At 69.1% G+C, this 14,434-nt stretch carries 5 protein-coding genes; 2 read left to right on the forward strand and 3 right to left on the reverse strand.

Translation table 11 applies throughout. The features are described from left to right. Window positions 1-17 precede the first annotated feature (17 nt). Both pks13 and QM806_RS10600 read left to right on the forward strand, forming a co-directional pair. Window positions 18-4,994 carry a polyketide synthase Pks13 gene (gene pks13, locus QM806_RS10595; RefSeq protein WP_283291477.1) on the forward strand — a complete coding sequence of 1,659 codons (4,977 nt, stop codon included), beginning with the start codon at window positions 18-20 and terminating at the stop codon, window positions 4,992-4,994. Further along, window positions 4,991-6,535 carry an acyl-CoA carboxylase subunit beta gene (locus QM806_RS10600; protein ID WP_005565873.1) on the forward strand — a complete coding sequence of 515 codons (1,545 nt, stop codon included), beginning with the start codon at window positions 4,991-4,993 and terminating at the stop codon, window positions 6,533-6,535. Before pks13 ends, QM806_RS10600 begins: the two co-directional genes overlap by 4 nt. A gap of 20 nt (window positions 6,536-6,555) precedes the next feature. Here QM806_RS10600 and QM806_RS10605 read toward each other — a convergent pair whose 3' ends face one another. From QM806_RS10605 to QM806_RS10615, 3 genes are all read right to left on the reverse strand, one after another. Then, window positions 6,556-7,530, reverse strand: a complete 975-nt coding sequence (locus QM806_RS10605) for a hypothetical protein (RefSeq protein ID WP_120659917.1) — start codon at window positions 7,528-7,530, stop codon at window positions 6,556-6,558. A gap of 219 nt (window positions 7,531-7,749) precedes the next feature. Then, the gene (locus QM806_RS10610) at window positions 7,750-11,073 is read right to left on the reverse strand and encodes an arabinosyltransferase domain-containing protein (protein ID WP_283291327.1); all 3,324 of its coding nucleotides are present in this window, start codon (window positions 11,071-11,073) and stop codon (window positions 7,750-7,752) included. 66 nt (window positions 11,074-11,139) lie between these two features. After that, window positions 11,140-14,376: an arabinosyltransferase domain-containing protein gene (locus QM806_RS10615; RefSeq protein ID WP_120659916.1), complete on the reverse strand. Its 3,237-nt coding sequence runs from the start codon at window positions 14,374-14,376 to the stop codon at window positions 11,140-11,142. Window positions 14,377-14,434: the final 58 nt, after the last annotated feature.

Here is a 14,434-nt window from a genome sequence, read left to right on the forward strand (position 1 = left end):
CCAGCAGCACAGGTGACATGACGGTCGCGCAGCTGCGCGAGTGGCTGCGCAACTGGATTGCCGACGCAACCGGGCAACCGGTCGGTCAGATCACCGACGACCGTCCGATGGAAGAGTTCGGTCTTTCGTCTCGCGACGCGGTCGCGCTCAGCGGCGAGATCGAGGAACTGGTCGGCGTCACGCTCACCGCGACGGTCGCCTACCAGCACCCCACCATCGCGTCGCTGGCCACCCGCATCATCGAGGGCGAACCCGAGCAGCCCGACGACTCCGCCGACGCCGCGTACTACGCGTCGGTGCCGACGTCGGACGCGCACGACATCGCGATCGTGGGTCTGGCCTCCCGCTTCCCCGGCGCGGGTAAGACTCCCGCCGAGATGTGGCAGATGCTCGCGGAGGGCCGCGACGGCATCTCCGACCTGCCCGAGGGTCGATGGGAGGAGTTCACCTCCGACCCGCAGATCAAGGCGGCCGTCGAGAAGGCCAACACGCAGGGCGGCTACCTCGACGACGTGAAGACCTTCGACGCGGAGTTCTTCGCGATGTCCCCGCTGGAGGTCGCGAACGTCGACCCGCAGCAGCGCCTCGCGATGGAACTGACGTGGGAGGCCCTCGAGCACGCCCGCATCCCGGCCAGCGACCTCAAGGGTGAGCAGGTCGGTGTGTTCATCGGCAGCTCGGCCAACGACTACCAGTTGCTCGCGGTCAGCGACCCCGTCCACGCGCACCCGTATGCGCTGACCGGTACGTCGACGTCCATCGTCGCCAACCGGGTTTCCTACTTCTACGACTTCCGCGGACCGTCCATCGCCCTCGACACGGCGTGCTCGTCGTCGCTCGTCGCGGTGCACCAGGCGGTGCGCTCGCTGCGGTCCGGTGAGTCGGATCTCGCGCTCGCCGGTGGCGTCAACATGCTCGTCGCGCCGCCCGCCACGCTGGGCTTCGACCAGCTGGGTGTGATGGCCCCCAACGGCCGCATCAAGGCGTTCTCCTCCGACGCCGACGGCATGATCCGCGCCGAGGGTGGCGGCCTCGTCGTCCTCAAGCGTCTCGAGGACGCCGAGCGTGACGGCGACGAGATCCTCGCCGTCATCGCCGGTAGCGCGGTCAACCAGGACGGCCGCTCCAACGGTCTCGCGGCCCCGAACCCCGACGCGCAGGCCGACGTCCTGCGGCACGCGTACCGGGACGCGGGCATCAACCCGGCCGGCGTCGACTACATCGAGGCGCACGGCACCGGCACCATCCTCGGCGACCCCATCGAGGCAGATGCGCTCGGACGCGTCGTCGGTCGTGGCCGCGCCGACGACAAGCCCGCGCTGCTCGGCTCGGCCAAGACCAACTTCGGTCACCTCGAGGCCGCCGCAGGTGCGGCGGGCCTGATCAAGGTCGTGCTGTCGATGCGGGAGGACACACTTCCGCCGACGCTGAACTTCGCCGGACCCAACCCGTACATCGCGTTCGACAAGGCGCACCTGCAGGTCATTCCCGAGGGTGCGGCGTGGCCGCGCTACACGGGCACGGCCGTCGCCGGTGTGTCCGGGTTCGGTTTCGGTGGCACCAACGCGCACGTCGTCGTGCGTGAGTACACCGGACCTGCCGCGGACGACGCGGCCGAGGTCACCGAGCCCGCTGTTCTCACCGAGGAATCGGTGTCCGAGGCCGTCGAGCCGACGATCGTGCTCGCGGTGTCCGGTGCGTTGCCGTCGCGTCGCCGCCGGGCCGCCGCGGATCTGGCCGACTGGCTGGAGACCGAAGAGGGCAGCACCACTCCGCTCGCCGATGTCGCGCGTGCTCTCGCCCGCCGCAACCACGGCCGCTCGCGCGCCGTCGTCCTGGCGAAGACCCGCTCCGAGGCCGTCACCGGGCTGCGCGCCATCGCCGCAGGGAAGCCCGGGCAGGGTGTGTTCTCGGCGGATTCGCCGTCGTCGAAGGGCGCCGTCTGGGTCCTGTCGGGCTTCGGTTCGCAGCACCGCAAGATGGCCAAGCAGCTCTACCTGGAGAACCCGGTCTTCGCCGCCGCCATCGACGAGGTTGACGCGCTGATCGAGGACGAGGCCGGCTACTCCATGAAGGAGAAGTTCCTCGACGACGCGATCGACTACGACGTCGAGACCTCCCAGGTCGGTATCTTCACCATCCAGATCGGTCTGGCGGCCCTGCTGCGTCACCACGGCGCCGAGCCCGAGGCCGTGGTCGGGCACTCGATGGGCGAGGCTGCCGCCGCGTACATCTCGGGTGGTCTGCCTCTCGAGGACGCGGTGCGGGTGATCTGCGCCCGGTCCCGCCTCATGGGCGAGGCCGAGGCCACGCTCGAGGGCGACGACATCCGTCTGATGGCGCTCGTCGAGTACAGTGCGTCCGAGATCGAGACCGTCCTCACCGACTTCCCGCACCTCGAGGTCTGCGTGTACGCGGCCCCGACGCACACCGTGATCGGTGGCCCCGAGCCCGAGGTCAACGCGATCGTCGCGCGCGCCGAGGGCGAGGAGAAAATGGCCCGCGTCCTCAAGACGAAGGGCGCCAGCCACACCTCCCAGGTGGATCCGCTGCTGGGCGAGCTGGCCGCGGAACTGGCGGGGATCGAGCCGACCAAGCTGAAGCTGGGCGTGTACTCCTCGGTCGACCAGGACACGTACTACCGCGCCGGCCACGAGCCGATCCACCGCGAGGAGTACTGGACCAAGGGTCTGCGCCACAGTGTGTACTTCACCAACGCCGTGCGCCTCGCCGTGGGCAACGGGCACACCACGTTCGTGGAGCTGGCGCCCAACCCGGTGGCCCTGATGTCGGTGGCCGCCACCGCGTTCGATGCCGGCCTGCACGACATGCAGCTCATCCAGACGCTCAAGCGCAAGGAGGACGAGCCGCTCGGTGTCCTCGCCGCGCTCGCGCAGCTATACGTGCACGGGCACGCCGTCGACCTGTCGTCGCTGCTCCCCGAGGGCGACTTCGCGTCCGTTCCGCGTACCGCGTGGATCCGCAAGCCGTACTGGGTGGAGACCCGCATCGACTCCAGCGGCAACACCCGTGTCCCCGGTGCGCACGTGTCGCTGCCCGACGGCCGCCACGTGTGGGAGGTCCAGGCCGGCGCGGTCACCGACCTGCCCGCACTGGTCACCGCCGCCGCGTCGCAGGTGCTGTCGGACGTGACGCTCGCCGCGTCCGTCCTGCACGCTCACGCTCCCGCGGAGGGCACGCTCACCACCACGCTCAACCCGCATCCGGGTGGCGCGTCGCTGCAGGTGCACGCGAAGAGCGGCCCGAGTTTCACGCTGCTGTTCGATGCCGCCGTCACGTCCGGTGCGGCGTTGCCCGAGCCGGTCGTCGCGCCGCCGGTGCAGTCGACCTCCCCGGTGGAGGAGCTGCCCGAGGTCGTCGAGGACATCGGCGAGAAGTGGGACCCGAACGGTTCGCAGACCCTCGAAGACCGTCTCGCGCTGATCGTCGCCGAGTCCATGGGCTACGCCCCGGAAGACCTGCCCGCCGAGATCCCGCTCATCGAGCTGGGCCTCGACTCGCTGATGGCCGTCCGCATCAAGAACCGCGTCGAGTACGAGTTCGACATCCCGCAGCTGCAGTTGCAGGCGGTCCGGGACGCGAATCTGATGGAGGTCGGCAAGTACCTGCGTTACGCGGTCGAGAACCGCGAAGAGGTGCAGGCGCTGGCGGACAAGCAGAAGGCCGAGAAGGAAGCGGAGGAGGCCGCGGAGGCCGCGGAGGCCGACCGTGACTCGGAGGCCGCTCGTGAATCCGAGGGCGCCGCGTCTCCGCTCGACGCGGAAAACACGTCCGTGGAGGCCGAGGCCGAGGCGATCCTCGCCGCGACGCCGGTGCCGGAGACGGCTGCTACTCCCGAGGCGGCCGCCGTGGACAGCAAGGAAGCGTTCGCCGACGCGACCGGTTCCGACGTTCCGCCCCGCGACGCCGCCGAGCGTCTGACGTTCGCCACGTGGGCCGTCGTCACCGGCGAGTCCGCGAAGGGCATCTTCAACACGCTGCCGATCCTGAACGACGAGACGGCGGAGAAGCTGGCGGCTCGGTTGTCGGAACGCGCGAACGGTGAGATCACGTTCGACGACGTTCTCGACTCCACCACCATCGAGGAACTCGCCAATGTGGTGCGCGGATTCCTCGAGGATTCCGGCAAGATCGACGGACTGGTCCGTGCGCTGCGGGCCCGCCCGGAAGGATCGGATGCCGTCCCCGTGTTCGTGTTCCACCCGGCCGGTGGTTCGACGGTCGCGTACGAGCCGCTGCTGAAGCGTCTGCCCGAGGGCACGCCGATGTACGGGTTCGAGCGCACCGAGGGTCCGATCGAGGTCCGCGCGGCGGAGTACCTGCCGCTGATCCGTGAGATCCAGGGTGACGGACCGTATGTGCTGTACGGCTGGTCGCTGGGCGGTGTGCTGGCCTACGCGGTGGCGAAGCTGCTGCGCGAGTCGGGTGCGGACGTCCGGATCGTCGGCCTGATCGACACGGTGATGGCCGGGGAGAAGGTCGAGGACACCCCCGACGAGATCCGTAAACGCTGGCAGCGGTACGCCGCGTTCGCGAAGAAGACGTACAACGTGGACTACCCGCTGCCGTACGACAAGCTCGCTGCGGCGGAGAGCGACGAAGAGCAGATCAAGATCCTGACGGAACTGCTCAAGCTGAGTGGTACGAAGATTCCCGGTGGAATCATCGAGCATCAGCGCACGTCGTGGCTCGACAACCGGGCCATCCAGACCGCCGAGCTCGAGGAGTACGACGGCGACGTCGTCCTGTACACGGCCGACCGCTACCACGACGACGTGATGAACCTGGAGCCCGCGTTCAAGACCCGGAAGCCGGACGGCGGCTGGGGCGACGCGGTGAAGAACCTGGAGATCATCCACGTGGGCGGCGATCACATCCAGATCGTCGACGAGCCGTACATCGCGAAGGTCGGTGCCGACCTCACCAAGAAGCTGGCGGCGATCCAGGCCGCCGGAACCGGAGCGCATCAGTGACCACCACGACCGCAGAGAAGCTTGCCGAACTGCGCGAAAAGCTCGAAACGGCGAAGGAACCCGCGGGCGAACAGGCTATCGCCAAGCGCGCGAAGAAGGGTATTCCGAGCGCGCGCGAACGCATCGACATGCTGCTCGACCCGGGAAGTTTCATCGAGGTCGGCGGCCTGATGCGCCAGCCCGGTGATCCGGGTGCCCTGTACAGCGACGGTGTCGTCACGGGCCACGGGACCGTCGAGGGACGACCGGTCGCGGTGTTCTCGCACGATCAGACCGTGTTCGGCGGTTCCGTCGGCGAGATGTTCGGCCGCAAGGTCGCCGCGATCATGGAGTTCGCCGCCAAGATCGGCTGCCCCTGCGTCGGCATCAACGACTCGGGCGGTGCCCGGGTGCAGGACGCGGTGACGTCGCTGGCCTGGTACGCGGAGCTCGGCCGTCGGCAGGAACCGCTGTCGGGGATGTGCCCGCAGATCTCGATGATCCTCGGCAAGTGCGCGGGCGGCGCGGTCTACGCGCCGATCAACACCGACGTCCTGGTGGCCACCGAGGAGTCGTACATGTTCGTCACCGGGCCCGACGTGGTCCGGAAGATCACCGGTGAGGACGTCAGCCTCGAAGAACTCGGTGGCGCCCGGAACCAGGCGCAGTACGGCAACCTGCACCATGTGGCGGCCGACGAGAAGGCCGCGTTCGAGTGGGTGCGCAAGTACCTCAGCTTCCTGCCGTCGAGTTGCATGGAGAAGCCGCCGGTGGTCAACCCGGGTCTCGAACCGGAGATCACGGACTCCGACCGCGACCTCGACACGTTCATCCCGGACGCCGACAACGCCGGCTACGACATGCACGACATCCTGCTGCGGATCTTCGACGACGGCGAGTTCCACGAGATCGGCGGGCAGGTGGCGCTGAACATCATCACCGGCTTCGCCCGCGTGGACGGACGTACGGTCGGGGTGATCGCGAACCAGCCGCTGGTCGCGGCGGGCGCGCTGGACGCCCAGGCCTCGGACAAGGCCGCACATTTCATCCGTATCTGCGACGCCTTCGACATCCCGCTGGTGTTCGCGGTCGACACGCCCGGGTTCCTTCCCGGCCTCGAGCAGGAGCGGATCGGCGTCATCAAGCGTGGTGGCCGGTTCATCTTCGCGTTCGTGACGGCGACGGTCCCGAAGGTGACCGTCGTGATCCGCAAGGCGTACGGCGGCGCGTACGCCGTCATGGGCTCGAAGCAGCTGGGCGCCGACATCAACTTCGCGTGGCCGACCGCCCGCATCGCGGTGATGGGTGCGGAGGGTGCTGTCGACCTCATCGGGCGTAGGCAGATCGAGGCCGCGGGTGAGAACGCTCCCGCGGTTCGCAGGCAGCTGATCAACTTCTACAACGAGAACATCGCGACGCCGTACATCGCGGCGGAGCGTGGCTACATCGACGCCGTCATCGAGCCCGCCACCACTCGGCTCGAGATCCGCAAGGCGCTGACGATGCTGCGCGACAAGAAGGTGCAGCGCAACCCGCGCAAGCACGATCTGATGCCTCTGTAGGTCGCCATCGCGGCAGTGACTCATGCCGACCGCAGCTTCGGTTCGGTGTGGACGAACACCGGCGGCCGGGGGCGCGACGCCGCCCGCGTGTGCGCCGCGTGGAGGTCGGCGAGCACCGTCGCCGGGTCGGCCTGAATCTGCTTCGGCAGGTGCGTCACGACGATGATGCCCTCGCGCTGCATACGCGCCCGCCGCCTCATCGTCGCCTCGTGGAGTTCCGGCGAGAAGTGGTACTTCAGCGAGTCGATCTCCCAGGCGACGGCGACGTCGTCCAGCCAGCCGTCGGGACGGGCGATCCACAGCCCGGCGGCGGACAGGACGTCCACGTTGTGCAACATCGGCGGAAGACCGCTCGTCGCATACACCTTCTGCGCGTGCACCTCGGCGACGGAATGCGCATCGTCGCTCAGTTCACGCAAGACCGCGCGGGGCAGGCGGCTTCCGCGGTCGCTGCCGTGCTCGAGTTCACGAACGAGTTCGTCGACAGTCACGTCGCCGCGCTGGATCCCGCCGGCGAGGAGCGCCCGACAGCTGTCGGCCTGAAGCGTGCGACGACCGGCGTCCAGGAGGCTGCGCGCCGGGGGAGCGAGCCGCAGGAGTCCCCGGTGGACCGGTGCGGGCATGCGCCACGTCCGCTCGACCTTCACGTACGCCCAGTCCCGGCGGTGCCGGGTGGACGGGATGAGCAGCAGCACGTCGTTCCGGGACGCCGACGAGGTGTAGCCGAACGCGGCGAGCGCGGCGTGACCGGACAGCAACGCGTCCGGACCGCCGTATTCGAGCGCCGCCAGATTGCGCTGCAGCATCGTCGGCGGCCCGTTGTGCAGCAGGACGACGCCGGGGAGGATCCGCTGCCACGGACCGCCGTCGGCGCAGCGTGCGGAGATGGTGCCCTTCGCGACACCCAGCCGTTCCAGGGTGGCCGCGCGGACCACACCGTCGCGGCTGACGGCGGCTATCGCAGAGGGATCTTCGGCCCAGGTTCCTCGTCGCATGGGTCAGAGCATGCCGCGGGCGAATCGGACCGTCGCCGGAAAGCCCACGTCGGAAATTTCCCTGTGGATGGACGGAAGGTTGTGGACAACTCCGCGGGCGGCGGAGCCGTTTCGCCGTGTCGGCCCGCCCAGCGCGGCGCCCGATGTGACATTCGTTCAGTCAGAGTGAACGCGTGTGACATCGGGCGACGCAAGCAGAGCAGAAGCGAATAGGCAGGTCTACGGGCTGCTGTACACCCGCAGGGTGCCCGGCTTCCACAGTCCGGATCGGGTGGCGGTCTCGGTGTCGACCGTGGCCGCGGTGGCGTCCGGGTAGTACCGGTCGAAGCGCTCGAGGGAGCCCCAGTCGCGGCCCCAGTCGTCCCGCATGTAGGTGGGGATGGCGGTGGCGCTGGCGAGTAGTTCGGTGAAGCCGAGGGGGCCACCGTTCTCCGGGGACTGCCAGGTGTCGGTGGAGCTGACGGCCAGCGGACGGTCGGGGAGGATGCGGTAGTTCGGCATCTCCGCGACACCGTACTGGTGGTCGAACGGACGCTGGCACGGGAACTGGAGCCCGACGGCCCAGTCCAGCAGCACCGGCTGCGAGCTGCCGATCGTCGAGTTGAGGGTCTCGAGCTTCGGAACCCGCGGCGGGGTGAAGGCCAGCCACTGGTCGCCGGTGAGGTTGGGGTCGTTGGCGACGATCCGCACGGAGTCGGCGTCGGGGGACAGTTCGCTGATCGGGACGCGCAGGTTGCGCCACGACGGTGCGGGCCCGATGTCCTTGGGCAGGTAGGTGCCCTGGGCCTGCACGGTGCCGTCGGGCTGACGCTTGCCGTATTCGAGGAGCAGTGACTGACCGTAGGTGAGGGCGCCGGTCGAGTCGACCGACCAGATGCGGCCCGCGGCGGACATGACGATCAGCGGGGCGTCGTCGCTGCGCTCGGGGAGTGCGTACCAGCTGGACGACAGCGTGGCCGGTTCCTGCACGCCTTCCTGGTAGCTGCCCATGACGGGTGTGGTGGCGGGGTCGAGGCCGAACGGCAGCTTGGCGGTGCTGCCGTTGACGCCGACGTTGCCGGTGCCGCCGCTGGTTCCCGCGCTCGATCCGGTCTCGAAGCTGGGCCCGACGCTCTGGTTGTCGGTGTTGCCCATGCCCTGCTTGACCTCGACGTAGTCGGCGGTCAGGTCGGACGGCACCCCGTTGGGGGAGAAGCCGACGGGGTTGGCGCCGCCGAGCGGGTCGGCGGGGTTCGCCAGCGGCTGCGCGGGATCGTTGAGGGGTGTGAGGTTGCCGCCGTTGGTGTCGCCTTCGACGAGGACGTCCTCGGCGAGTCCGCACGTCTGCCCGGTGAGGGAGTCGAAGTTCGACCGTGCCAGGGAGTACGCCGGGTACTGGGAGACGGCGCCCTTGAGGAGCGAGAGGACTTCGAACAGCACCATGATGCCGGCGATGACGGTGAGCGGGGCGGCCGCGAATTTCCTGATCCGCCTGCCCTTCTCGGTGTTGGCGCGGGCGGGTGGCGCGGCGAATCCCTCACGCAGGTACTGCCAGGCGGCCAGTGCGACGGCCAGCCCGAACAGGACGAGGAAGAACGTGTTGGACTGGCGGCCGCCGATGGAGACGGTCTTGTCGAACCACGGCACACCGTAGCTCGAGACGTACCAGTAGCCGTTGATGCCCGCGAACGTCAGGGCCAGCATGAGGAGCAGGCCGGCGAGGAAGATCGTGCGGTTGCGGCGCGACCGCAGCGCGGACGCCGACACCGCGACGGCGGTGAGTGCGGCCAGGGAACCGGCGATGCCCGCGTACGCCCCGAAGTGGTGGGTCCACTTGGTGGGGTTGAACATCATGAAGAAGATCGTGCCGAATACGACACCGAGCAGACGCCACGAGGGGCCGGTGGCGGCGCCGGGGATCCGCTTGCGGCGCAACAGGATGAACAGCGTCGTCAGCAGGCACAGGATCATCGTCAGGAACGCGAAGCGGCGAGCCACCGAACCGTCGACGGTCGGGACGAAGAGGTAGTAGTAGCGCAGGAAGTCCTTGTACCACTCGAGGTTCGGGCCGATCAGGGTGCGGACCCGGGTGGCCTCCATCACCGCGGCGACGGTCTGGTCGGCGAACACCACGACCAGGACGATCGTGCCCGCGGCCGCGATCGGAGCCAGTAGTGGCAGCGTCCCCACCTGGCGGTGGCGTTTGACGACGATCCGGACGAGCGGACGGGCGCCTGCGAGCAGGGCGGCCACACACATCAGTCCCGTCGGGGCGGCCGCGAGCGTGAACGCGCCGATCAGCACGGCAACAGCCGCGGGGAGGAGACGTCCGGTCGCGATGGAACGCTCGATGGAGCACCACGTGAGCAGGGCGCCGAGCGCCACGATGGGCTCGGGCCGCAGGCCGTTGTTGTAGGGCAGCCAGAACGCGAGGAAGACGAGTCCGCCGGTCCACAGGGCGACCTTGTTGCGCCGGACGGACCGGCCGAGGCGGGGAGCGACCTCCCGGCTGATCACCATCCAGCAGAGGATGCCGGCGATGAGGGCGGGCAGTCGCATGAACGGGCTGGCCGTCGAGATCTTGGCCATCGCGGCGAGGACGTCGTAGTACCAGCCGAACGGCGCCTCGGGGACACCGAACCAGCGGAAGTAGTTGGCCATGTAGCCGGCGTGGTCGGAGACCCGGGCCATGGTGAGCAGGTAGCCGTCGTCGGACGTGTTGGCGCCGATGAAGTGCCACAGCACCAGCGTGCCCACGACGATCGTGTCGAGTCCGGTGAATTTCCACCAGTGCGACGGCAGGAAATTGCGGTGCCCGCGCCCGTCCGTGCCGTCGAGGCGGCCGAGGGCGACCAGGGCAATGGCCGTGGCGAGGAGGGCCACGATCATGGCGACGAGCTTGATGAGTGTGGGGCTCGACGAGAATCGGGAGTCCACGTTCATCGTGAACGACAGGCCCGCCGGCGCCGCCCCGTCACGGAGGTCGCTGAACACGCCCACCACCTGCGGGCGGAGGTCGCCGGTGAGGGAACCGGCGATCGGGTCACCGGTCGGAGTGGTCAGACCCACGAACTCGGCGGACGTCGCGTCGATGTTCGACGTGATGCGGATCTCGGTGCAGGCGCCCGACTGCACCTGTTCGCGCGGCGCCGTCGCGATGGTGACGTTGCGGTCGAGCACGTCCACGGACTTGTCCGACACCCGCACGAACATCGCGTTCAGTGCCGCACCCTCGCCCTGCGCGGGGGCCGTGGCCAGCAGGATTCCGCCCTGCGGGGGCAGCCCGGCCACCGCCGAACACGGGATCGCCGCCGACAGGTCGACCGGGACCTGCGACATCAGCGGTGCCTCGAGGTCGCCGACGACGCCGTTCTCCGGCCAGTTCACCGCTGCGGTGGTCTGCTGCACCGGCATGAACGGGGTGGCCACTGCCAGCACGAACCCAATGAGGCCGGTGACGATGGCGATCAGACGGGCGGTCCGGTACTCACTCCGCCGGTCCTGGCGAGCAGGCAACGAAGTGGATTCGGCGTCGGAGACGGAAGTTGTCAGAGCGTCGGGCACGGTTGTCGATGGTATGTCAGGAACCTGAGTAGGCATATTGCCGCCTACCAGAGGGTAGGGACACGTCTAGTAGTAGCGCACCGGTCCGGGCGACCAGGTACCCGACCTGGTCACCTGTTCGGATTCGACCTGCGCGGGCGTCGCCGACTCGTCGAGCGACGTGTACCGCTCGAGCGAGCCCCAGTCGCGGTCCCAGTCGTTCGACAGGTAGGTGGCCAGGGTGCTCGCCGACAGCAGCTGGTCGGTCCAGCCCAGCGGGCCGCCGCCGAACTTGTCCTGCCAGGCATTGGTGGACTCGGCACCGATGCGGTCGGGGAGGACGCGCCACTGCGGGACCTCGGCGACGCCGTAGCGGTGGTCGAAGGGCCGCTGGCAGGGGAATGCGAGCCCGACGGCCCAGTCGAGGAGCACGGGGTCGCTGGAGCCGACGACGGTCTGCAGTGTCTGCATCGACGGCACCCGGGGCGGCGTGACCGCCAGCCACTGACCGGGGTCGGTGTCCGGGTCGTCCGCGACGAGCCGGACCGTGTTCGCCTCGGCGGGCAGCTGGTCGAGTGGCACGCGCAGGTTGCGCCACGACGGGGACGGTCCGATGTCGATCGGGTCGACGGTGCCGAGCGCGGTGACGGACCCGTCGGGGCCGGTGACGCCGTACTCGACCTTCAGGCTCTGGCCGGGGGTGACGACGCCGTCCGCGTCGACCGACCGGATGCGTCCGGCGGCCGAGATGGTGAGGATCGGTGCGTCGTCGCTGCGGTCGGGCAGGCCGTACCAACCGGTGGTGAGGGAGGCGGGCTTCTGCTCCCCGCCCTGCTGATAACTGCCGAGGACCGGGGTCCGGGCGGGGTCGAGGCCGAACGGCAGCGTCACGGTGCTGCCGTTGACTCCGGCGGTGGCCTCGGTGCCGCCACCGGTACCGGAGCTGGTTCCCGTCGTCGTCTCGTCGGTCTCGGTGTCGACGGTGTTCGCGCCGCCGGTGGCGATCTTCTCGGAGTCGGCGGTGAGGTCGTCGGCGATGCCGTTGGGGGTGAAGCCTTCCGCGGCGGTCGTGCCGAATGCGCCTGCGCCGTTCGGGTCGGTGACCGGGGTGAGCGGCTGCAGCAGGGCGGCGGTGGGGTCGGTCTCGACGAGGACCTCGTCGGCGAGCGCACACGAGTTGCCGGTCACCGACTCGATGTTGGCTTTGGCGATGGAGTACCCGGGGTACTGCGCGACGGCCCCCTTCAGCAGCGACAGCACCTCGAACAGGACGACGGCCCCGGCCGCGACGGTCAGCGGCGACGGCGCCAGCATCCGGGCACGCTTGCCGTTGGGTTTCCTGCCGTTCTCGTACGGTTCGCGGACGTGGTACCAGGCGGCGAGGAGCAGCGTGAGCACCGTGAGGCCCAGGAACAGCGTGGAGAAGCCCTTGCCCGCGATCATCGGCGGCTTGTCCCACCACGGGACGCCGTAGCTGGACACGTACCACCAGCCGTTCGAGCTGGTGAACGCGACCGCGAGGATGAACAGGACCCCCGCGGCGAACAGGGTGCGGTTCCGTTTGGAGCGGATGCTCGCGGCACCCACCCCGACCGCCGCGAGCACCGCGACCGAGCCGGCGAGACCCGCGTACACACCGAAGTGGTGGGTCCACTTGGTGGGCGTGAACATCATCAACAGCAGTGACGCGAACACGATGCCGAGGATGCGGCGGGACGGTCCGATCGCGGTCCCGGGCACCTTCCCCTTGCGCAGGATCAGCATCACGCAGACCACGACGCACAGCAGCATCACGAACACGCCGAATCGGCGGGCCAGCGAGCCGTCCGGCGAGATCCCCATGAGCGAATCCCAGCGCAGCCGCTCGTCGAACCAGGCCACGTTGGGGCCGAGGGCGGTGCGGACGCGCGTCGACTCGAGCACCGTCGCGAGTGTCTGATCCGCGAAGACCGCCACCATCACCACGGTTCCGGCGGCGAGGATCGGCAGGATCTGGGACGCGAATCCCACCCGGTGGCCCCGTGCGATCACGATCTGCAGGATCGGCCGCGCGCCCGCGATCAGGGCGGCGATACAGATCAGGCCCGACGGTCCGGCCGCGAGGGAGAACGCGGCGATGAGCACGGCGACGGCACCGGGGAGGAGTCGTCCGGTGGCGATGGCGCGCTCGATCGAACACCACGTGAGGAGGGCGCCGAGCGCGATGACCGGTTCGGGACGCAGCCCGTTGTCGTACGGCAACCAGAACGCGAGGAAGACCAGTCCGCCGGTCCAGAGGGCAGTTCTGTTGCGGCGCACGGCCACACCGAGGCGGGGAATGACCTCGCGGCTGATCACCATCCAGCAGAGGAGGGCGGCGAGGAGCGTCGGCAGTCGCATCCACATGCTCGCGGTGCTCACCTTCGCCAGCGCCGCGAGGAGTTCGTACGACCATCCGAACGGTGCCTCGGGGACGCCGAACCAGCGGAAGTAGTTGGCCATGTAGCCGGAATGCTCCGACACGCGGGCCATGCCGAGGAGGTAGCCGTCGTCGGAGGTGTTGGCGCCGACCACGTGCCACAGCAGCAGCGTCCCGATCACGACCGCGTCGACACCGGTGAATTTCCACCAGTGCGCGGGCAGGAAGCGGCGCGCGCGGCGGCCGTCGATGCCGTCCACGCGGTGCAACGCGTACAGCGAAGTCAGTGTCGCGAGGACGCACACGATCATCGCCAGCAGTTTGAGCAGGGTGGGGCTGGACGAGAATCGGGAGTCGGGGTGGACGTGCACATTCAAATCCGCCGGCGCCGCGCCCTGCAGGTCGGTGAACAGGCCGACCATCTGCGGGCGCTGGTCGCCCTCGACGGAACCGGCGAGGGGTTCGGCGGTGCCGGTGATCTCGGCCGACGTCCGCTGATGGTCGGATGTGACGGTGAGGGCGGTGCAGCCCTGGAGGTCCGCGGCGTCCGCCGAGATCAGGGAGATGCCGCGAATCGTGACGTCGACCGTGCCGCCGGCGCCCCCCTTCACGACGAGACCGTTCTTCTCGAAGTCGGGCGCGCGATTCGGGAGGGTGGAGACGACGGTGCCGCCGTCGGGTCCGAGTTGCGTGAACACCGAGCACGGCACGTTCACCTGCATGTCCAGCGGTGTGTACGAGACCAGCGGCGCCTCGACGCTGTTCAGGGTGCCGTTCTGCGGCCAGTCGATCGACGCGGCGTCCTGCTTCACCGGCAGGAACGGGGTGGCCAGCGCGAGCACGAACCCGATCAGGCCGGTGACGATCGCGACGAGCCGGGAAGTGCGGATGGTCCGAAGGTCAGGCGGCGGGGGTTGGGACGGCACAGAACGATGTTAGGCGATGGTGGCTCTGCCACCCGTGAGTACTTGTTAACGCCCGGAC

Origin of the sequence: Rhodococcus sp. IEGM 1351, assembly GCF_030056875.1 — a bacterium.
Taxonomy (GTDB): Bacteria; Actinomycetota; Actinomycetes; order Mycobacteriales; family Mycobacteriaceae; genus Rhodococcus_F; species Rhodococcus_F opacus.